At 73.6% G+C, this 19,533-nt stretch carries 16 protein-coding genes; 10 read left to right on the forward strand and 6 right to left on the reverse strand.

Annotated features, from left to right (window positions below; genetic code table 11):
• Nucleotides 1-3: 3 nt before the first annotated feature.
• Nucleotides 4-1,836: an AMP-dependent synthetase/ligase gene (locus ACFWBN_RS23990; RefSeq protein WP_385178958.1), complete on the forward strand. Its 1,833-nt coding sequence runs from the start codon at nucleotides 4-6 to the stop codon at nucleotides 1,834-1,836.
• Between the two features lie 87 nt (nucleotides 1,837-1,923).
• Here ACFWBN_RS23990 and sph read toward each other — a convergent pair whose 3' ends face one another.
• Nucleotides 1,924-2,940 (reverse strand): sphingomyelin phosphodiesterase, encoded by a 1,017-nt coding sequence (gene sph / locus ACFWBN_RS23995; protein ID WP_385178959.1) that lies wholly within the window; start codon nucleotides 2,938-2,940, stop codon nucleotides 1,924-1,926.
• A gap of 157 nt (nucleotides 2,941-3,097) precedes the next feature.
• Here sph and ACFWBN_RS24000 point away from each other — a divergent pair, with 157 nt between their 5' ends.
• Complete coding sequence (locus ACFWBN_RS24000; RefSeq protein WP_385178960.1) at nucleotides 3,098-4,000, forward strand: oxygenase MpaB family protein; 903 nt, start codon at nucleotides 3,098-3,100, stop codon at nucleotides 3,998-4,000.
• Between the two features lie 54 nt (nucleotides 4,001-4,054).
• On the opposite strand, the gene ACFWBN_RS24005 is transcribed toward ACFWBN_RS24000, so the two are convergent.
• Together ACFWBN_RS24005 and ACFWBN_RS24010 are read right to left on the reverse strand one after the other, a co-directional pair.
• Nucleotides 4,055-5,581, reverse strand: coding sequence for a M1 family metallopeptidase (locus ACFWBN_RS24005; RefSeq protein ID WP_385178961.1), 1,527 nt, complete (start codon nucleotides 5,579-5,581; stop codon nucleotides 4,055-4,057).
• 140 nt (nucleotides 5,582-5,721) lie between these two features.
• Nucleotides 5,722-6,333, reverse strand: a complete 612-nt coding sequence (locus tag ACFWBN_RS24010; protein ID WP_385178962.1) for a LysE family translocator — start codon at nucleotides 6,331-6,333, stop codon at nucleotides 5,722-5,724.
• Between the two features lie 54 nt (nucleotides 6,334-6,387).
• Here ACFWBN_RS24010 and ACFWBN_RS24015 point away from each other — a divergent pair, with 54 nt between their 5' ends.
• The 6 genes from ACFWBN_RS24015 to ACFWBN_RS24040 all read left to right on the forward strand — a co-directional run bounded on the left by ACFWBN_RS24015 (nucleotide 6,388) and on the right by ACFWBN_RS24040 (nucleotide 14,627).
• Entirely contained in the window at nucleotides 6,388-7,836 is a 1,449-nt protein-coding gene (locus tag ACFWBN_RS24015; protein ID WP_385178963.1) for a PLP-dependent aminotransferase family protein, read from the forward strand.
• Nucleotides 7,837-8,479: 643 nt separating this feature from the next.
• A complete protein-coding gene (locus ACFWBN_RS24020) occupies nucleotides 8,480-9,343 on the forward strand; it encodes a hypothetical protein (RefSeq protein ID WP_385178964.1) in 864 nt (287 codons plus the stop codon).
• Nucleotides 9,344-9,444: 101 nt separating this feature from the next.
• Nucleotides 9,445-11,910, forward strand: a complete 2,466-nt coding sequence (locus ACFWBN_RS24025; RefSeq protein ID WP_385178965.1) for a Tex family protein — start codon at nucleotides 9,445-9,447, stop codon at nucleotides 11,908-11,910.
• 250 nt (nucleotides 11,911-12,160) lie between these two features.
• Nucleotides 12,161-12,655, forward strand: coding sequence for a hypothetical protein (locus ACFWBN_RS24030; protein WP_385178966.1), 495 nt, complete (start codon nucleotides 12,161-12,163; stop codon nucleotides 12,653-12,655).
• The gene (locus ACFWBN_RS24035; RefSeq protein ID WP_385178967.1) at nucleotides 12,652-13,842 is read left to right on the forward strand and encodes an MAB_1171c family putative transporter; all 1,191 of its coding nucleotides are present in this window, start codon (nucleotides 12,652-12,654) and stop codon (nucleotides 13,840-13,842) included. The genes ACFWBN_RS24030 and ACFWBN_RS24035 overlap by 4 nt, the downstream gene beginning before the upstream one ends.
• Nucleotides 13,839-14,627 carry an SDR family NAD(P)-dependent oxidoreductase gene (locus tag ACFWBN_RS24040; RefSeq protein ID WP_385178968.1) on the forward strand — a complete coding sequence of 263 codons (789 nt, stop codon included), beginning with the start codon at nucleotides 13,839-13,841 and terminating at the stop codon, nucleotides 14,625-14,627. Before ACFWBN_RS24035 ends, ACFWBN_RS24040 begins: the two co-directional genes overlap by 4 nt.
• A 71-nt stretch (nucleotides 14,628-14,698) precedes the next feature.
• Here ACFWBN_RS24040 and ACFWBN_RS24045 read toward each other — a convergent pair whose 3' ends face one another.
• Nucleotides 14,699-14,953, reverse strand: coding sequence for a hypothetical protein (locus ACFWBN_RS24045; protein WP_385178969.1), 255 nt, complete (start codon nucleotides 14,951-14,953; stop codon nucleotides 14,699-14,701).
• A 246-nt stretch (nucleotides 14,954-15,199) separates the two neighbouring features.
• Nucleotides 15,200-16,837 carry a ribosomal protection-like ABC-F family protein gene (abc-f, locus tag ACFWBN_RS24050; RefSeq protein ID WP_385178970.1) on the reverse strand — a complete coding sequence of 546 codons (1,638 nt, stop codon included), beginning with the start codon at nucleotides 16,835-16,837 and terminating at the stop codon, nucleotides 15,200-15,202.
• A gap of 93 nt (nucleotides 16,838-16,930) precedes the next feature.
• Here abc-f and ACFWBN_RS24055 point away from each other — a divergent pair, with 93 nt between their 5' ends.
• Both ACFWBN_RS24055 and ACFWBN_RS24060 read left to right on the forward strand, forming a co-directional pair.
• On the forward strand, nucleotides 16,931-17,890 hold the full coding sequence (locus ACFWBN_RS24055) for a GlxA family transcriptional regulator (RefSeq protein WP_385178971.1): 960 nt from the start codon (nucleotides 16,931-16,933) through the stop codon (nucleotides 17,888-17,890).
• Nucleotides 17,891-18,089: 199 nt separating this feature from the next.
• Nucleotides 18,090-18,725 (forward strand): DJ-1/PfpI family protein, encoded by a 636-nt coding sequence (locus ACFWBN_RS24060; protein WP_385178972.1) that lies wholly within the window; start codon nucleotides 18,090-18,092, stop codon nucleotides 18,723-18,725.
• Here the strand turns inward: ACFWBN_RS24060 and ACFWBN_RS24065 are convergent.
• Nucleotides 18,718-19,476 carry an enoyl-CoA hydratase/isomerase family protein gene (locus ACFWBN_RS24065; RefSeq protein WP_385178973.1) on the reverse strand — a complete coding sequence of 253 codons (759 nt, stop codon included), beginning with the start codon at nucleotides 19,474-19,476 and terminating at the stop codon, nucleotides 18,718-18,720. The two genes, ACFWBN_RS24060 and ACFWBN_RS24065, sit on opposite strands and share 8 nt — an antisense overlap.
• Nucleotides 19,477-19,533 lie beyond the last annotated feature (57 nt).

Genomic DNA, 19,533 nt, shown 5'->3' on the forward strand with positions numbered 1-19,533 from the left:
CCCATGACCACGAAAACGCGACTGCCCGGACGCCCCGAGGAGATCACCCTCCCCGCCCTGCTGGCCCGCAATGCCGCCGAGTACGGGGAACTGCCCGCCCTCTCGTGGCGCGCCGCCGCGGGCTGGGAGACCCTCAGCTGGAGCGAGGTGCGCCGCAAGGTCGCCGTCCTCGCCTCCGGCTACGCCGCCCTCGGCGTCGAGCGCGGCGACCACGTCCTGCTGATGATGGGCAACCGCCCCGAGCACTGGCTCAGCGATCTGGCCCTCGTCCACCTCGGCGCCGTCCCCGTCACCGTGTACGGGACCTCCGCGCCCGAGCAGATCGCCCACATCGCCCGCCACAGCCGGGCCAGGGTCGCCGTCGTCGAGGGCGCCCGCGAACTCGCCCGCTGGGAGCCGCTGCTCGCCGAGCCCGACGTGCCCCTGGAGCGGCTGGTCGTGGCCGAGGCCGCGGAGGCCGGCCCGCACCGCACCTACGGCTCCCTGCACGCGAGCGGCGCCCGCCTGCACCGCCCCGACGCCTTCGAGAAGGCCTGGCAGGAGACCCGCCCCGAGGACCCGCTGACCGTCGTCTACACCTCGGGCACCACCGGCGACCCCAAGGGCGTCCGGCTGACCCACCGCAACATCCTGCTCCAATCCGTCCGCCTCGACCGGAACGTGGACCTCCCCGAGCACGCCGAGCACATCTGCTACCTGCCCTTCGCGCACATCGCCGAGCGGGTGCTGGGCATCTACCTGCCCCTGCTGCGCGCCGCGCACGTGCGGCTGTGCGCCGACCCCACCGCCGTGTCCGGGGCGGTCCGCGAGCTGCACCCGGTGCAGTTCTTCGGCGTCCCCCGCGTGTGGGAGAAGCTCGCCGCCTCCGTACGGGCGGTCCTCGCGCAGCTCCCGCAGGAGCAGCGGGAGGCCATCGAGGCCGCGAACGACCTCGCCCGGGCCCGGGCCGGCCACCGGGAGCGGGGGCAGGCGATACCGCCCGCGCTCGAAGCCTCGTACGCCCGGGCGAAGGAGCAGGTGCTCGACCCGCTGCTGGGCCTGGCGGGCCTGGACCGGCTCGTCTGGACGGCCAGCGCGACCGCGCCGATGCCGATCGACGTGGTCCGCTTCTGGGCGGGCTGGGGGATCACCATCATGGACGCCTGGGGGCTGACCGAGACCTCCGGCGTGTGCACGGTCAACAGCCCGGACGGCTTCCGGCTGGGCTCGGTGGGCCGCCCGATCGAGGGGCTGGAGCTGAGGCTCGCCGAGGACGGCGAGGTCCTCACCCGCGGCGCGACCGTCTTCGGCGGCTACCTGCGGCCGGACGGCACGGTGGAGAGCGCCTCCGACGCGGAGGGCTGGTTCCCGACCGGGGACGTGGGCCGGATCGACGAGGACGGGTTCCTCTGGCTGACGGACCGCAAGAAGGAGCTGATCATCACTTCGAACGGCAAGAACGTCTCGCCGGCGCTCGTGGAGAACACCGTCAAGGAGCACCCGCTGATCGGCCAGGCCCTGGTCCACGGCGACGGCCGCTCCTACCTCGTCGCCCTGCTGGTCCTGGATCCGGAGCTGGCCCCGGCCTGGGCCGCCGCCCGCGGGATCGAGGCCGCCTCCCCGGCCGAGCTCGCCGAGGACCCCGCCGTCCGGGCGGAGATCGCCCGGGCCGTCGAGGCGGCCAACGCGCGGCTCAACCGGACCGAGCAGATCAAGCGGTACCGGCTGCTGACCGAGGAGTGGGGGCCCGAGACGGGTGAGCTCACCCCCTCGCTCAAGCTCCGCCGCCGGGTGATCCGCGAGAAGTACGGCGCGCTGATCGACGGACTGTACGAGGAACCGTACGGAGCTCCGTAGCCAGGGCCTCCGGCCGAACGCCGCACGCCGCTGAACGAGGCACGCCGCACCCGGGGGACGGACCGGGTGCGGCGTGCGCGGGGGTGCCTAGCGGCCGATCAGCGGGTAGTGGTCCGAGAGGTTGGTGTAGGTGTAGGAGGTGCCCCAGCTGGAGACCGTCCAGGGCGCCGACTGCTCCTTGACCACGTTGTTCTCCCAGCCCGCCGGACGGGCGTTGCCCTTGCGGTAGAGGACGTAGTCCAGGTCCTCGCGCGGGTCCGTCGGGTAGCGGTAGTTCGCGATCGAGTTCAGCGCGGTGTCGAAGGAGTACGGGTGGCCCGTGCGCGTGTCGGAGCCGGCCAGGTCGGCGTTGGCCAGCATCGAGGCGTACTCGGGGGTGCGCGAGTCGACGTTCATGTCGCCCGCCACGATGACCTGCTCGCTCGCCGGGATGTTCTTCCCGTCCAGGAACGCGTCTATCGCGCGGAACTGGCGGGCGCGCATCTCCGCCGCCTCGCCCGCGCCGCAGCCGGGGTCGGTGGACTGCGCGTGGGTGCCGACGACGTGCACCTTGGTGCCGTTCACGTCCAGCACGACGTAGGCGAAGCCCTTGTTGGACCACCAGTCGGCGCCGCAGGCGTCCTTGTAGACGACCTGCTCCTTGCGGACGATGGGCCACTTGCTCAGGATCGTGACGCCGCCGTCCTCCGGGGTGGTGGAGGAGTAGGCGCCGCCCGTGGCGTCCCAGCCGCTCTTGCTGCGGCCCACGACCGGGGTCTGGTACGGGTAGCGGTTGGCGGAGTTGGTCTTCAGCGCGTCCGAGGCGGCGTTGTCGAAGGCCTCCTGGAGCACGACCACGTCGTGGCCCTGGTAGAAGGAGGCCTTGGGGATCTCCGCGGCCCGGTGGTCCTGGCCCCAGTTCGGGTACAGGTTCTTGCTCATCAGGAACACGTTGTACGAGAGCACGCTCAGCCGCGGCGCGGACGCGGACTCGGACGCGACCGCAGTCGTGGCAGAGGGGGCGGCGGTGGCGGCGGGCGCGGTGGTGACGGCCAGCGCGCCGGCGGCGACCGCGGCGACGGCCGCGGCTGCGGCCCGGTGACGGCGGTGCGAGGTGTGCAGCATGAGGTCTCCATCGTTCCTGTGGGGAAGATCGGCTCCGTCATCCAAGCAGCCGCGGTTACCTCTGGGTAACACCCGTGACAAGACTTTCTGTCGGGCCCGGGACATCGTGGGGGCGCCATACTGGGAAGACAGCACGCAGCGCACTGGGGGCACGGAAATGAGCACCACGCAGGAGCCCGCGGAGCGGATCGCCCGGAGTGGGCCGGTCCGCCGGACGGACCCCGAGCCGCCCCCGCCCGGCGGGGTGCTGTGGACCATCGCCGGGGACGTCAGGGCGCTGCTGATGCTGCCCGCCGCCTTCACCATGCAGGTCGCACACCCCGCCATCGCGGCCGGGGTCGACGAGTACTCCGTCTTCCGCACCGACCCCTGGGGCCGCGGCGAGCGCTCGCTGCGGTCGGTCCAGCTGTGGGTGTACGGCGGGGAGGGCGCCGCCGAGGAGGGCCGCCGGGTCCGCCGCCTGCACCGGGAGATCCAGGGCACCGACACCCGCGGCCGGCGCTACCACTCCCTCGACCCCGCCTGCTACGCCTGGGTGCACGCCACCGGGTTCCCGGTCTACATGTACGCCGGGCGCTACCTCCTGCGCCGCTTCACGCCCGCCCAGGAGCGGCAGCTGTACCGGGAGTGGCTCCAGGTGGGCCGGATCCTCGGGCTCCACGACCGGGACATGCCGCAGAGCATCGAGGAGTACCGGTCCTACTGGGGCCGGATGCTGGCCGAGGAGATCGAGCCGACCGCCGTCGCTCGCGAGCTGGTCGCCACCGATGTGCCGCTGCCCCGGCCCGAGGGCGGAGGGCCGGTCGTCCGGCTGCTGCTGCGGGCCACCTGGCCGGTGCTGCGGGCGGCGTTCCTGCGCTTCCGGGCCTTCGTCTCCGTCGGCTACATGCCGCCCGAGGCGCGCGCCGCCATCGGGCTGGAGTGGAGCCCCGCCCAGGAGCGCAGGCTCCGGCGGTTCAGCACGGCCGTACGGCTCCTCGTACCGCTGCTGCCGGAGCGGCTGAGGTACCTGCCGATCGCCCGGCGGGCGCGGGCCGAGTGGCGCGCCGGCGCCCGCTGACGGACACCGGCGCGCGAGGCCCCGTACGTCAGGGACCGGGGGCGGGACCGGGACTCAGTTCCGGTGCTCGTGCTCGTGGATCGTGTTCGTCTCCGCGATCTTCTTCCAGGACTTCGGCTCGGCGGCCGGCTTGACCGGGGCCGCCTGGAACGAGCGGGCCGCCGGGGCCTTCGCCGTGCCGTTCAGGGCCGAGGCCGCCGGCTTGCCCGGGGTGTACAGCCAGGTCTCGAAGAGCTGGGCCAGCGGCTTGTTCGAGACCTTCTCCGCGTAGCGGACGAAGTCGCCGACCTTGGCGTTGCCGTAGGCCCGCTCGGTCGGCCAGCCCTTGAGGATCGCGAAGAACTTCTCGTCGCCGATCTCGTTGCGCAGCGCCTGGAGCGCGATCGCACCGCGGTCGTAGACGGCCCCGTGGAACTGGTTCTCCGGGCCCGGGTCACCCGGCTTGACCTGCCAGAACGGGTCCTCGGCCGCACGCTGGGAGTACGCCCAGTCGGCGAGCTCCTGCGCGGTGCCCTCGCCCTCCTTCTCCGACCACAGCCACTGGCTGTAGCGGGCGAAGCCCTCGTTGATCCAGATGTCCTTCCAGCCCTCCACGGACACGCTGTCGCCGTACCACTGGTGGGCGAGCTCGTGGACGACCACCGAGACGTTGGCGCCGTTCGAGAACTGCCGCGGACCGTAGAACGGACGCGTCTGCGTCTCCAGCGCGAAGCCGGCCGTCACGTTCGGCACGTAGCCGCCCAGCGCGTTGAAGGGGTACGGGCCGAAGACCCCCTCCAGCCACTCGGCGACCTCGCCCGTCCGCTCCACGCTCGCCCGGGCCGCGCCCGCGTTCTCGCCGAGGTCCTTGCTGTAGGCGTTGAGGATCGGCAGTCCGTTCGCCGTCTTGTCGGTGGTGATGTCGAACTTTCCGACGGCGAGGGTGGCGAGGTACGTGGCCTGCGGCTTGTTGGAGCGCCAGTTGTACCGGGTCCAGCCGAGCCGCGAACTCTGCGACTGCAGCACGCCGTTGCTGATCGCCTGCGTGCCGTCCGGGACGTTCACGGAGACGTCGAAGGTGGCCTTGTCGAGCGGGTGGTCGTTGCTCGGGAACCACCAGGCCGCCGAGTCCGGCTCCTGCGCCGCGACCCCGCCGTCGGGCGTGCGGTGCCAGGCCGTCCAGCCGTCCACCTTGAACTCCGACGGCTTGCCCGCGTACTTGACGACGACGGTCAGCGGGGTGTTGCGCGCGAGGGGCTTCGCCGGGGTGACCTCCAGCTCCTGCGTGCCGGAAGTGGCGAACTTCGCCTTGGCGCCGTTGACCCGGATCTCGCTGACCTGCAGGCCGAAGTCGAGGTTGAAGCGGGACAGGTCCTGCTTGGCGGTGGCCAGGAGGGTGGCGGTGCCTTCGAGCAGGTCCGTCTTCGGCTGGTACTGCAGGCGCAGGTCGTAGTGGGACACGTCGTATCCGCCGTTGCCGCTGGCCGGGTAGTAGGGGTCGCCGATACCCGGGGCGCCCGGACCGGAACTCGCCGCCGACGCCGGGATCACCAGCAGCAGGGAGGCGGCGAGCACGCTCGGGGCGATGACTTTGCGGTGCACGAAGGGCTCCAAGTGGTAGGGGAGACACATCGGTTCAAGGTCTCGTCGTTCGACCGTATTCACGCGTGTGTCCCACGTCATGTCCATGGCCCCCGCTGTCACACGATCGCCATTCGGCCGTCACACCGTCGCCGCCCTGCTCACAGGCCGGTGGGCAGGGCGGCGAGCGCGCCGAGCACCAGGTACACGGAGCCGACCGCCCGGTTCTGCCGGGCCAGAGCCGCCGGGCGGCGCCGCAGCCAGCGGCTCACGGCCGCGCCGGCGCACGCGTAGCCGACGTCGAAGAGGGCCCCGAGGCCGAGGAAGACCGCGCCGAGCAGCCACATCCGCTCCCGCGGATCGCCCGCGGAGGGGCTGACGAACTGCGGAAGAAAGGCCAGAAAGAACAGGGTCACCTTCGGGTTGAGGAGATTCACCGCGGCGCCTTCGAGGTAGGCGCGACCCGCGCGCACCGGGGGAGCGAGCCCGGCTTCGGGGAGGAACGGCCCGGCGCGCAGGGCCCGTACGCCCAGGAACAGGAGGTAGGCCGCGCCCGCGTACTTGAGGACCAGGAAGGCGGTGGGAGAGCGGGTCACCAGCTCCGCCACCCCCGACACGGCGACGCCGATGTGGACGACGGTGGCGGACTCCACACCGGCCGCGGTGGCCAGCCCGGCCCGCCGGCCCTGGGCGGCGGCGCGCGTGACGATCAGGATGAGATTGGGACCGGGGACGAGGATGAGCGCCGCCGAGGCGGCGACGAAGGCGATCATGACGTCTAGCCTGGTCGGGACGGGTGGAGTGGACCCGGGCCAATGGAGGGCGAAGTGGATCGTTCTGTGCCGCGCGCCTGGTCGCCGGCCGAGCTGGACGGGGTGCTCGGCGCCTGGCCCACCGGGAGCGGCCCGCTGTACCGGCGCCTCGCCGCGGCCCTGCAGGGTGCCGTCCGTACGGGCGAACTCGCGCCCGGCGACCGGCTGCCCGCCGAGCGGGCCCTCGCGGCCGCCCTCGGAGTGAGCCGGGCCACCGTGGTCTCCGCGTACGACGAACTGCGCGGTGCGGGCGCGGTGATCAGCGTGCGGGGGAGCGGTACGCGGGTCGCCCGGCTGCCCGGCGGGGCGCTGCGGCCCGTGGACGGGCGGGTCCGCGGGGGCACCGCCTCGGCCCTGGTGCAGCGGCTGGTGGACGGCCCGGCCGAGGTGATCTCCCTGTCGGTGGCCTCGGAGGGGGCGGCGCCGGAGCTGCGGGAGGCCCTGGCCGAGCTCATGGCGGACGGGCTGGATCCGCTGCTGGCGGAGACCGGCTACCACCCGGGCGGCCTTCCGGAGCTGCGGGCGGCGGTCGCGGACCGGTACACGGCCGGGGGGCTGCGGACGGCGCCCGGGCAGATCCTGGTCACCACCGGGGCAACCCAGGCCCTGGCCCTGGTGGCCCAGCTGTACGTACGGCGCGGCTCGGCGGTGGTGGTGGAGACGCCGAGCTGGCCGGGGTGCCTGGACGCCCTGCTGGCCGCCGGGGCACGGCCGCGGCGGGTGCCGCTGGACGAGGACGGGGTGGGGGTGGCGGGCTTCCGGGCGGCTCTACCCGGAGCGGTGCTGGCGCATGTCACGCCCACCTTCCACAATCCGACCGGGGTGTTGATGTCCGCCGCGCGGCGGGAGCGGATCGGGGCGCTCGCGGCCCGGGAGGGCGTGCCGGTGGTGGAGGACCTGGCCTACGACACCCGGCTGTGGGACACGCCGGAGCCGGGCCCGGTGGCCGCGCACGCCCCGCCCGGGGCGGAGGTGCTGACCATCGGCTCCCTCGCGAAATCGGTCTGGGGCGGGCTGCGGATCGGCTGGCTGCGCGGGCCGTCGGAGGTGGTGGAGCGGCTGGCCCGGCTCAAGGCCCTGGCCGACCTGGGCAGCCCGCTGCTGGACCAGGCGCTGGCCGTGCGGTTGCTGCCGCGGGTGGACGGGCTGCGGGCGGCCCGGGCGGTGGTCCTGCGGAGCCGGCTGTCGGTCCTGGAGGACCTGCTGGCCCGCGAGTTGCCGCAGTGGACCTGGCAACGCCCGGCCGGCGGCGGCGCGTTGTGGGTCCGGCTCCCCTCCGGCGTGGACGCCGCCGTCTTCGCCCGGGTGGCGCTTCGCCACGGCGTCGAACTGGTGCCCGGCGCGGCCACCGACCCCTCGGGCGCCCACGACACCCACGTCCGCCTCCCCTTCACCCTCCCCCCGCCCCGCCTGGAGACCCTGACCTCCCGCCTCGCCACGGCCTGGTCCGCCTTCGCGCCGTGACGTCTGCGGCACCGTTGCCGGGGGGCCAGCCCCCGGACCCCCGCGCCTCAATCGCCGGCGGGGCTGGTTGTGGCTGGGCCTGCGCTTGTGCGCGGCGCCGTTGCCGGGGGGCGGTCCCAGCACCCCCGCCGGCGGGGCTGGTTGTGGCTGGGGCTGTGCTTGTGCGCGCGGCGCCGTTGCGGGGGCGCTGCCCCCGAGCCCCCGCGCCTCAAACGCCGGCGGGGCTGGTTGTGCCGCTGCCGTCCCGCAGGTGCGGGCCGAGTCCGCCTCAAACGCCGGCGGGGCTGGAATTGCCCTGCGGGCAATCAAGCCGCGCCTGGCGGGACGGCGGCGGCCAGATCAAGCCCCGCCTGGCGGGACGGCAGCGGCCAAATTCGGCCGCGCCTGGCGAGACGGCAGCGGCAAATCCAGCCCCGCCGGCGTTTGAGGCGCCGCCGGAGGCAAATCAAGCCTCGCCGGCGTTTGAGGCGCGGGGTCTGGGGCGGAGCCCCGGGAAGCGGTGCCGCAGGCAGCAGCGGGCCTCGCCTGGGGCTCACGGGGCGGAGCCCCGGGCTGGGGCCGGGCCCCAGGGCGGCGGTGCTGCCGAAGCCGCGGACGCGAAACCGCCTTCCGGACATACTGAGCAGTCGGTAACCTGCGCCGCATGACTCTTCCCGCGCTCGCCGCCCGGCACGCCTGGCACGGTGCCATCAACCCGCTGCACTCCACCGTGTACTTCTCCCCGGACTACTTCAAGGAGCTCGCCGCCCTCGGGATCGACGACCCCAACGCCGCCAATCTGGCCGGCCGGGCAGCCGCCATGGGCCCCGTCGGGCCCGGAGTCGTGGCGGCCACCTTCTACAACTACCGCTACGACCACCTCGCCCGGCACCTGCCCGCCGTCTGGGACACCGTCTCCCCCGAGCAGGTCATCGCCGCCCGCTACCGCGCAGCCGACAGCACCCTGCGCCGACTGCTCGGCGACGAGACCGTCGAGTCCCCCGAGCTGGCCGAGGCCGCCGAGCTGGCCCTGCGCGCCACCGAGGGCTGTACCCGGCACGCCCGCACCCTCTACGCCGCCCACGCCGACCTCCCCGTGCCCGAGCAGCCGCACCTGCGGCTCTGGTACGCCACCACCCTGCTCCGCGAGCACCGCGGCGACGGCCACCTCGCGGCCCTGCTCATCGTCGGGCTCGACCCGGTGGAGGCCCTCGTCAGCCACGGTGCCACCGGCAAGGGCATGACCTCCAAGTGGGTCAAGGCCACCCGGGGCTGGGACCAGTCCGACCTCGACGCCGCCACCGAGCGCCTGCGCGCACGCGGTGCGCTCGACGCGGCCGGGGAGCTGACCGGCGAGGGCAAGGCCCTGCGCGAACGACTGGAGACCGAGACCGACCGCCTGGACGCCGCCCCGTACGAACACCTCGGCGCGGAGGGCCTGGCCCGCCTGGCCGAGCTGGGCGGCGGCTTCGTCCTGAAGGCGGTCGCCGCCGGCGCCTTCCCGGCCGACCTCCGCGGCAAGGGCTGACGGGCCGGGGCGGCCCAACGGCAGGGGTCCCGCCGACCGCGGCCGCCACCTGCCACAATTGGCAGCCTTCCAGTGCAAACGAAGGCAGGCGGGACCCGATCGTGACGATGTCCATCGAAGGCAGGATCGCCGAGGAGCTCGGCGTACGGGAGCGGCAGGTCAAGGCCGCCGTCGAGCTGCTCGACGGCGGCTCCACCGTGCCGTTCATCGCGCGCTACCGCAAGGAAGCGACCGAGATGCTCGACGACGCCCAGCTGCGCACCCTCGAGGAGCGGCTGCGCTATCTGCGCGAGCTGGAGGACCGGCGCGCCGCGATCCTGGACTCCGTACGGGAGCAGGGCAAGCTCGACGCCGAGCTGGAGGCGCGGATCAACGCGGCCGACACCAAGGCCCGGCTGGAGGACATCTACCTCCCCTTCAAGCCCAAGCGCCGCACCAAGGCCCAGATCGCCCGCGAGGCCGGCCTGGAGCCGCTCGCCGACGGTCTGCTCGCCGACCCCTCGGTGGAACCGGCCGCCGCGGCGGCCGCGTTCGTCGACGCCGACAAGGGCGTCGCCGACCCGGCCGCCGCCCTGGAGGGCGCCCGCGCCATCCTCACCGAGAAGTTCGCCGAGGACGCCGACCTCATCGGCGAACTCCGCGAGCGCATGTGGGGCCGCGGCCGGCTCGCCGCGAAGGTCCGCGAGGGCAAGGAGGAGGCGGGCGCCAAGTTCGCCGACTACTTCGACTTCGCAGAGCCGTTCACCGCACTGCCCTCGCACCGCGTCCTCGCCATGCTGCGCGGCGAGAAGGAGGACGTCCTCGACCTCACCCTGGAGCCGGAGGAGCCGAGCGAAACGCCCGGCCCGTCCACGTACGAGGGGATGGTCGCCCGCCGCTTCGCGATCGGCGACCGCGGCCGGCCCGGCGACAAGTGGCTCGCCGACACCGTCCGCTGGGCCTGGCGCACGAAGATCCAGGTGCACCTCGGCATCGACCTGCGCATGCGGCTGCGCTCCGCCGCCGAGGACGAGGCCGTACGGGTCTTCGCCGCGAACCTGCGCGACCTGCTGCTCGCCGCGCCCGCCGGCACCCGCGCCACGCTCGGCCTCGACCCGGGCTTCCGTACCGGCGTGAAGGTCGCCGTCGTGGACGCCACCGGCAAGGTCGTGGCCACCGACGTCATCTACCCGCACGTGCCCGCCAACAAGTGGGACGAGTCCCTCGCCAAGCTCGCCCGCCTCGCCGAGCGGCACGCGGTCGACCTGATCGCCATCGGCAACGGCACGGCCTCCCGCGAGACCGACAAGCTCGCCGGGGACCTCATCACCCGCCACCCCGAGCTGAAGCTCACCAAGGTGATGGTCTCGGAGGCGGGCGCCTCCGTGTACTCGGCCTCCGCCTTCGCCTCGCAGGAACTCCCCGACATGGACGTGTCCCTGCGCGGCGCGGTCTCCATCGCCCGCCGCCTCCAGGACCCGCTCGCCGAGCTCGTCAAGATCGACCCGAAGTCGATCGGCGTCGGCCAGTACCAGCACGACCTGGCCGAGGTGAAGCTCTCCCGCTCCCTCGACGCCGTGGTCGAGGACTGTGTGAACGGTGTCGGCGTGGACGTCAACACCGCCTCCGCGCCGCTGCTCTCGCGCGTGTCCGGCATCAGCGGCGGCCTCGCCGAGAACATCGTGGCCCACCGCGACGCCAACGGCCCGTTCCGCAGCCGCAAGGGGCTCAAGGACGTGGCCCGGCTCGGCCCGAAGGCGTACGAGCAGTGCGCGGGCTTCCTGCGGATCCGCGGCGGCGACGACCCGCTGGACGCCTCCGCCGTGCACCCCGAGGCCTACCCGGTGGTCCGGGCCATGGGCAAGACGGCCGGCGGCGAGGTGGCGGCCCTGATCGGCAACACCGGTGTCCTGCGCTCCCTGCGGCCCGAGCAGTTCGTCACCGAGGCCTTCGGCCTGCCCACCGTCACCGACATCCTGCGCGAGCTGGAGAAGCCGGGCCGCGACCCGCGCCCCGCCTTCAAGACGGCCACCTTCAAGGAGGGCGTGGAGAAGATCGGCGACCTGGCCCCCGGGATGATCCTGGAGGGCGTCGTCACGAACGTGGCCGCCTTCGGCGCCTTCATCGACATCGGCGTCCACCAGGACGGGCTGGCGCACGTCTCGGCGCTCTCGAAGACCTTCGTCAAGGACCCCCGCGACGTGGTCAAGCCGGGCGACATCGTCCGCGTGAAGGTCATGGACGTGGACATCCCGCGCAAGCGGATCTCGCTCACCCTGCGCCTGGAGGACGAGGCGGACCGTACCGCCGGTGCGCCCCGGCAGCGCGAGGAGCGGCAGGAGCGGCGCGGCGGCGGCCGTCCTCCCCAGCAGCGCGGCGGTACGGGCACCCCCCGCGAAGGCGGCCAGGGCCAGGGCCAGGGCCAGGGCCAGGGCCAGGGCCGGCGGAACCAGGGCCAGCGCGGCCAGGGCCAGAGCCAGGAACGCCGGCAGGGCGGCGGCAGCGCCCCCGCCCCGGCCAACAGCGCCATGGCCGACGCCCTGCGCCGGGCCGGCCTGACCGGCCCCGAGGAGCGGCGAAAGCGCTAGTCAGCGCAGGTGTGCGCAGGTCTTCCCGGCGAATGGCCGAATAGGTTCCCTGGATCGGAGGGCGCCTTGCCAACTCGCGTACAAGATCTGTAGGCATGGTGGAACGCCCGTTCGTCACCCGGCGGACGGGCCTCCGCATTTCCCCTCAGGACCGCATTTCCCCGAGGCCGCCTTGAAGGCACAGGACACCATGCCCATGCCCACGCACGCCTACCGACGCTGCCCGAGAAAGGGTCCGAAGAGGGATCACATGTCCCACCGGCAACTCAGCCTGCGCAAACGGTGCGAGAACATTCTCGGCCATCTGGACCTGACCCACCCGTTCTCCCTCGACGTGCTGTGCAGCCGAATAGCCGAGCAGCGCGGCCGCCCCATCCGGCTGCACCCGCTCCCCAAGGAGGCCGCCGAATCCGGCGTCTGCGGGCTGTGGGTGGGCACCGCCACCGTCGACTACGTCTTCTACGAGGCCCAGACCACCCCGCTGCACCGCGAGCACATCGTGCTGCACGAGCTCGGCCACATCCTCTTCGGCCACCACTCGCTGGAGGGCGAGGAAGCCGACGGGGCCGCCCCGACCGTGCTCGGGCGCACCAACTACACCACCCGCCAGGAGCAGGAAGCGGAAATGCTCGCCAGCATGATCCGCATCCGCACCGCGAACTCCGGTCCGTACACGGCCGCCCGGGCCGGGGGCACCCTGGCCCGGCTGGAGTCCGCCATGGGCTACGAGCGGGGAGAGAGATGACCGCCGCCGACCTGACCGACTTCGGCAACTCGCTCGCCGTCCCGAGCGTGGTGGTCCTGTGGATCGCGGTCCTGCTCCGCGCCCCGGGCGCCCTGCGCTCCCCGCAGCAGCGCGGCCTGTGGCTGGCCGTCGCCACCGCCGCCGCCGCGATGACCCTGAACCTCCCGGACGTCGTCGCGTACGCCATGAACCGCGGCACCGAGTACGCCCACACCATCGGCCTCGTCCGCAACCTCATCGGCGTGTTCTCCGCGGGCGCCGTGATCTACTTCGTGGCCGCCACCACCCGCGGCCGCCGGCTCCAACTCGCCTCGTGGATCGCCACGGTGTGCTGGCTCGCCGCACTGATCGCCCTGGACCTGGCCGCTCCGGCGCACGGCACCCACACCATGCCGCCCGTCGGCGATCCGGTGCCCTCGCTCGCCTACTGGCTGGTGCTGATCTCCGCGCACGTGGTCGCCAACACCATCTGCGTCTCGCTGTGCTGGCGCTACAGCCGCCGCGCCGAGAGCCGCGGACTGGCCGCCGGGCTGCGGCTCTTCGGCCTCGGTACCGCGCTCGCCGGCCTGTTCTGGTTCGCGTACCTGCTCAAGGCCCTGTTCGGCAGCACCTGGGCGATGCCCGCCCTGCCGCTGCTGATGAACCTGCACGGCCTGCTGCGCGCCGCCGCGATCCTCGTGCCGACCCTGTTCACCTTCCGCCGCACCGCGGCCGACATCGCCACGGCCTGGCGGCTGTGGCCGCTGTGGCGCGATCTGGTCCAGGCCGTCCCGCACGTGGCCCTCAACAAGCCCCGGGCCGGCCGGGTGGTGGAGCTGCTGTGGCCGCCGGTCCCGCGCGACATGCTCGTCTACCGCAAGGTCATCGAGACGCGCGACGCGATCCTGATCCTGGGGGAGCACGTCGCCCCGGGCGCCCTGGAGCTCGCCCGCGGCCAGGTCGCCGGGCGCGGCATCCCCGAGCAGCGGCGCACCGCGGCCGCGCTGGCCTCCGTGCTGAAGGAGGCGCGGCGGGCCAAGCTGGCCGGACTGCCCGGGCACGCGGGGGAGTCGGCCGGGCTGGAACTGCCCGCCGCGATGCAGAGTTCGCACGAGGGCGGTGACCTGGCGGACGAGGCGCGCTTCCTCGTCGACGTCGCCCAGGCCTACACCTCGGCGACCGGTACCGAGGAAGTGAAGGCGTCGTGAGCACCACCGTACTGATCACCGGGGCCAGCGCCGGACTGGGCGCGGCCTTCGCCCGGGGCTTCGCCGCCAAGGGCTGCGACCTGGTCCTGGTCGCCCGCGACAAGGACCGGCTGGAGGCCGTCGCGCGGGAGCTGGGCCGCGAGTTCGGCACGGTGTCCGAGGTGCTGCCCGCCGACCTGCTGGACGCGGCGGACTGCGCGGCGGTCGCCGAGCGGCTCGCCGACCGGGCCCGGCCCGTGGACATCCTGGTCAACAACGCGGGCTTCGGACTGCCCGCGCCCTTCCCGTACAGCCCCGTCGAGGACGAGGAGCGGATGCTCGACCTGCTGGTCAAGGTCCCGCTCCGGCTCACCCACGCGCTGCTGCCGGGGCTGCGCGCACGGCGCCGCGGGGCCGTCCTCAACGTCTCCTCGGTGGCCGGACTCCTGCCGACCGGCACCTACGGCGCCGCCAAGGCCTGGGTCACCGCCTTCAGCGAGTCCCTGCGGGTGGACATGGAGCCGTACGGGGTCCGGGTCCTGGCGGTGGTCCCCGGCTTCACCCGCACCGAGTTCCAGGAGCGCGCCGGGATGGACGTCAGCTCCCTGCGCGAGGCGGTCTGGCTGGAACCGGAGGCCGTGGTCGACCGGGCCCTGCGCGATCTCGCCCTGCGCCGCCCGCTCAGCATCACCGGCCGCCGCTACCGGGTGTACGCCCTGGCGGCGCGCCACCTCCCGCGCGCCTTCGTGGCGCGGAAGATGGCCCGCACGAGGCGCGCTCCGGAGGACCGGCCGGACGCGCGCTGAAGTCACCGCGGCACACCGATGCGCGGCCCGGTTGCGGGGCCGCGCACGCCTGGGGTGAAGGGAGGGGCGGGTCAGCAGTCGCCGTGGCCGCCGTGGCCGCCGTGGCCGCCGTAACCTCCGTAGCCGTAGTCGTCATCGTCGTCCCAGCCGCCGTGGTGCCAGCCGTAGTCGTCGTCATCGTCGTCCCAACCACCGGCGACGTAACTGACGTGCTGGGCCGGGGCCGCCGCCGAGGCGGTGCCCGCCGTGCCGAGTGCGAACCCGCCGGCCATCAGAAGACCGGCGGCCGAGACCGCGAAGAGGCGCTTCGCTCGCTGTACGAACATGAGAAATTTCCCTTTCCTTCCACCCTCCTCGCACCTCTCCGAGGCACAAGGGAGGCGGAACCGCGGCCGCAGACGAAAAATGCGCAGCGCGGATCGGATACAGGGCCGCCGGAAATGCGGAAGCACATATCCGCTCACCCGTGGTGATGTGGAACTCCGGCCACGGGGGCGTGCTCCGCTGTTGCGGCTCTCACTCACAAAGGCTAGTCGGGCCCCTGCCGTTCGGCATCTTGGCCCGGCTCCGGTCTAGACCTCGGTGACCCGGCCGTCCTCCACCCGGAGGCGGCGGGTCACCGAGACGGCGTCCAGCATGCGGCGGTCGTGGGTGACCAGGAGCAGCGTGCCCTCGTACGTCTCCAGGGCGGACTCCAGCTGTTCGATGGCCGGGAGGTCCAGGTGGTTCGTGGGCTCGTCCAGGACCAGCAGGTTCACCCCGCGGCCCTGGAGCAGCGCCAAGGCCGCACGGGTGCGCTCGCCGGGGGAGAGGGTGGCCGCCGGGCGCAGGACGTGGGCCGCCTTGAGGCCGAACTTGGCCAGCAGGGTGCGGACCTCGGCCGGCTCGGTGTCCGGGACCGCCGCGCAGAAGGCCTCCAGCAGCGGTTCGTCGCCGAGGAAGAGGCCGCGCGCCTGGTCGACTTCGCCGATCAGGACCCCGGAGCCGAGCGTTGCCGAGCCGGAGTCGGGCTCCAGCCGGCCGAGCAGGACGGCCAGGAGGGTGGACTTGCCCGCGCCGTTGGCGCCGGTGATCGCCACCCGGTCGGCCCAGTCGATCTGCAGGCTGGCCGGGCCGAAGACGAAGTCCCCGCGCTTGACGGCCGCCTCGCGCAGGGTGGCGACCACCGAGCCGGAGCGCGGGGCCGCCGCGATCTCCATGCGCAGCTCCCACTCCTTGCGCGGCTCGTCGACGACGTCCAGCCGCTCGATCGCCCGCTGCGTCTGGCGGGCCTTGGCGGCCTGCTTCTCGCTCGACTCGCCCCGCAGGTTCTTGCCGATCTTGTCGTTGTCGCTCGCCTTGCGGCGGGCGTTGCGAACGCCCTTGTCCATCCAGTTGCGCTGCATCTGCGCCCGGCCTTCGAGCGCGGACTTCTTGCCCGCGTACTCCTCGAACTCCTCGCGGGCGTGGTTCCGGGCCCGCTCGCGCTCCTCCAGGTAGGCCTCGTAGCCGCCGCCGTAGAGGTTGATCTGCTGCTGGGCCAGGTCGAGTTCGAGGACCTTGGTGACGGTCCGCGTCAGGAACTCGCGGTCGTGGCTGATCACGACCGTGCCCGCGCGCAGCCCCTTGACGAACTGCTCCAGCCGCTCCAGACCGTCGAGGTCCAGGTCGTTGGTGGGCTCGTCGAGCAGGAAGACGTCGTAGCGGGAGAGGAGGAGCGAGGCGAGGCCGGCGCGCGCCGCCTGGCCGCCGGAGAGCGCCGTCATCGGGAGGTCCAGGCCCACGGTGAGGCCGAGCTCGGCGGCGACCTCCTCGGCCCGCTCGTCGAGGTCGGCGCCGCCGAGGTTCAGCCACTGGTCCAGGGCCGTCGCGTACGCGTCGTCCGCGCCCGGCGTGCCGTCCACCAGGCCCTGCGTCGCCTCGTCGAGCTCCGCCTGCGCGGCGGCCACGCCCGTACGCCGGGCCAGGAAGTCCCGTACGGACTCCTCGGGCCGGCGCTCCGGCTCCTGCGGGAGGTGGCCGACGGCGGCGGTGGGCGGGGAGAGCCGCAGCTCACCGGTCTCGGGGGTGTCCAGCCCGGCGAGCAGGCGCAGCAGGGTGGACTTCCCGGCGCCGTTGACGCCGACGAGGCCGATGACGTCGCCGGGAGCGACGACGAGGTCGAGATCGGCGAACAGCGTGCGCTCACCGTGCGCGGCGGTGAGCTTCTTGGCGACGAGGGTTGCAGTCATGATCTGCCGATCCTATCCGCGACGGGGCCCATGGCCGTAAAGGTGGGAAGCACGTCATTGCGGCCATCGGGGTCCACGTCACACCATGAGGCCATGTCGTTGCGAAACGTGCTCGTCGTCCTCTACGACGGGGTGCAGAGCCTGGATGTGACCGGCCCGGTGGAGGTGTTCGCCGGCGCCGCCCGGTTCCCCGGCCGGGCGGGGTACGAGATCCGGACGGTGTCCCTCGGGGGCGCGCCGGTCCGGACGAACAGCGGGCTCACGCTGCTGCCGGACGGGGAGCTGGAGAGCGCCCGGCCGGGGGCCGGGACCACGCTGCTGGTGCCCGGGGGCCACTACACGGCCGACTTCTCGCCGCGGATCGTGGAGTGGCTGCGCGCCCACGGGAGCCGCGCGGAGCGGTTGGTGTCCGTGTGCACGGGAGGGCTGCTGCTGGCGGAGGCCGGGCTGCTGGACGGGCGGCGGGCGACGACGCACTGGAACGCGTGCGAGGGGATGGCGCGGGACTATCCGGCGGTGCGGGTGGAGCCGGACCCCATCTACGTCCGCGACGGGCCGGTCTCCACCTCGGCCGGGGTCACGGCCGGGATCGACCTCGCGCTGGCGCTGGTGGAGGAGGACCACGGGCGGGACGTGGCGCTCACGATCGCCCGGCACCTGGTGGTGTTCCTGCGGCGGCCCGGCAACCAGGCGCAGTTCAGCGCCCAGCTGGAGGCGCAGACCGCGCGGCGGGAGCCGCTGCGGGACGTGCAGCAGTGGATCACGGAGCACCCGGACGGCGACCTGAGCGTGGAGGCCCTCGCCGCGCGGGCCCGGCTCTCCCCGCGCCACTTCGCCCGCGCCTTCCAGTCGGAGACGGGGGTGACGCCGGGCCGCTACGTGGAACGGGTCCGCGTGGAACACGCCCGCCGCCTCCTGGAGGACAGCGGGGCGGGCGTCGCGCAGATCTCCCGCGCCTGCGGCTACGGCACCCCCGAGGCCCTCCGCCGCGCCTTCGTGAAGGCCCTGGGCCAATCCCCGGCCGAATACCGCCGCCGCTTCGGCCCCCGCTGACCCCCTGCGCGGAGCCATCCCCCACCCCGCCCCACCGCTGGGAGGTGCCTCCCAACAACCGGGGCTTCGCCCCGAAGCCCGGGCTGTGCCCGAAAGCCCCCGGGCTTCGCCCGGACCGCCCGGGCTGTGCCCGAAATACCCGGGGCTTCGCCCCAGACCAGCCGCCCCCCGCCGGGAGGCAAGACGCTCCGGAGGAGCCATGCAGATCGCCGTACTACTCTTCGACCGCTTCACCTCGCTCGACGCCGTCGGGCCCTACGAGACCCTAGGGCGGCTGCCCGGGGCCGAGACCGTGTTCGTCGCCGAGCGGCCCGGGCCCGTGCGCAACGACTCCGGGTCGCTCGCGCTCGTCGCGGACAAGGCGCTCGGCGACGTGCCGAACCCCGACATCATCCTGGTGCCCGGCGGCCCCGGGCAGAGCGACCAGATGGAGAACGAGGTCCTCCTCGACTGGCTGCGGACCGCCGACGCCACCAGCACCTGGACCACCTCGGTGTGCACCGGCTCGCTGCTGCTGGCCGCAGCCGGGCTGCTCCGGGGGCGCCGGGCCACCTCCCACTGGCTCGCCCTCGACCAGCTCCCGGCCTACGGGGCCCTGCCCACCGGGGAGCGGGTCGTCACCGACGGGAAGTACGTGACCGCCGCCGGGGTGTCCTCCGGCATCGACATGGGGCTGACCCTGCTCGGCCGGATCGGCGGGGACCGGCTGGCCCAGTCCGTGCAGCTGCTGACCGAGTACGACCCCCAGCCGCCCTACGACGCGGGCTCGCCCGACAAGGCCCCGGCCGACATCGTCGAGGAGTGGCGCGGCAAGAGCCGCTTCATCCTCAAGTAGTCCAGGTCCAGGTGAAGCGGGGCTCGCGACGCTCCAGGAACGCGGCGACACCCTCCTCGGTGTCGCCGCTTCCGGCCGCCTGGGCCGTCCAGTACGCGTCCCGGTCCGTCCGGCCGTCCGCGAACTCCTTCGCCGCGGCCTGGGTGAGCTGCGAGCGCGCGACCAGCGTGCGGGCGAAGTCCGCGACCCGCTTGTCCAGTTGGCCGGCCGGCACCAGCTCGTTCAGGAACCCGGCGCGCAGGGCCGCGTCGGCCCCGATCAACTCCGCGGAGAACAGCAGGTACTTGGCCCACGCCGGGCCGACCACCGAGGCCAGCCGCCGGGTGGAGGACGCCGGGTAGACGATGCCCAGCTTCGCCGGGGTCACCCCGAACGACGCCCCCTCCTCCGCGAACCGCAGGTCACACGCGGCCGCCAGCTGGCTGCCGCCGCCCACGCAGAAGCCCCGGATCGCCGCCAGCGTCGGCTTGGGGAAGGCGGCCAGCGCCTCCTCCGCCGTCACGGCCAGGGCCTGCGGGTCATCGTCCCCGCCGATCGAGGAGATGTCGGCCCCCGCGCAGAAGGTCGGTCCCGCCCCGGTCAGCACGAGCACCCGTACGGCCGGGTCGGCCGCGAGGCCCGCCAGCAGCTCGGGGAGCGCCCGCCACATGGCGGCCGTCATGGCGTTGCGCTTGGCGGGGTGCGAGATGACGACGGTGGCGACCCCGTCGGAGACCGTGTGCAGGAGGGCTGCGTCCCGGGCTGCGTCCATGCGCCGGATGCTATCCCGGGCCGCCGATCCTATGATCAAGGGGGATCGCGGGGGTGC

It is taken from the genome of Streptomyces sp. NPDC059989, assembly GCF_042736975.1.
Taxonomy (GTDB): domain Bacteria; phylum Actinomycetota; class Actinomycetes; order Streptomycetales; family Streptomycetaceae; genus Streptomyces.

Coding starts and splice junctions, on each gene's coding strand:
- ACFWBN_RS24030 (WP_385178966.1), top strand. CDS start 12,161: ATGTCCCACCGGCAACTCAGCCTGCGCAAACGGTGCGAGAACATTCTC.
- ACFWBN_RS24020 (WP_385178964.1), top strand. CDS start 8,480: ATGACTCTTCCCGCGCTCGCCGCCCGGCACGCCTGGCACGGTGCCATC.
- abc-f (WP_385178970.1), bottom strand. CDS start 16,837: ATGACTGCAACCCTCGTCGCCAAGAAGCTCACCGCCGCGCACGGTGAG.
- ACFWBN_RS24060 (WP_385178972.1), top strand. CDS start 18,090: ATGCAGATCGCCGTACTACTCTTCGACCGCTTCACCTCGCTCGACGCC.
- ACFWBN_RS24035 (WP_385178967.1), top strand. CDS start 12,652: ATGACCGCCGCCGACCTGACCGACTTCGGCAACTCGCTCGCCGTCCCG.
- ACFWBN_RS24055 (WP_385178971.1), top strand. CDS start 16,931: ATGTCGTTGCGAAACGTGCTCGTCGTCCTCTACGACGGGGTGCAGAGC.
- ACFWBN_RS24065 (WP_385178973.1), bottom strand. CDS start 19,476: ATGGACGCAGCCCGGGACGCAGCCCTCCTGCACACGGTCTCCGACGGG.
- ACFWBN_RS24000 (WP_385178960.1), top strand. CDS start 3,098: ATGAGCACCACGCAGGAGCCCGCGGAGCGGATCGCCCGGAGTGGGCCG.
- ACFWBN_RS24010 (WP_385178962.1), bottom strand. CDS start 6,333: ATGATCGCCTTCGTCGCCGCCTCGGCGGCGCTCATCCTCGTCCCCGGT.
- ACFWBN_RS23990 (WP_385178958.1), top strand. CDS start 4: ATGACCACGAAAACGCGACTGCCCGGACGCCCCGAGGAGATCACCCTC.
- sph (WP_385178959.1), bottom strand. CDS start 2,940: ATGCTGCACACCTCGCACCGCCGTCACCGGGCCGCAGCCGCGGCCGTC.
- ACFWBN_RS24045 (WP_385178969.1), bottom strand. CDS start 14,953: ATGTTCGTACAGCGAGCGAAGCGCCTCTTCGCGGTCTCGGCCGCCGGT.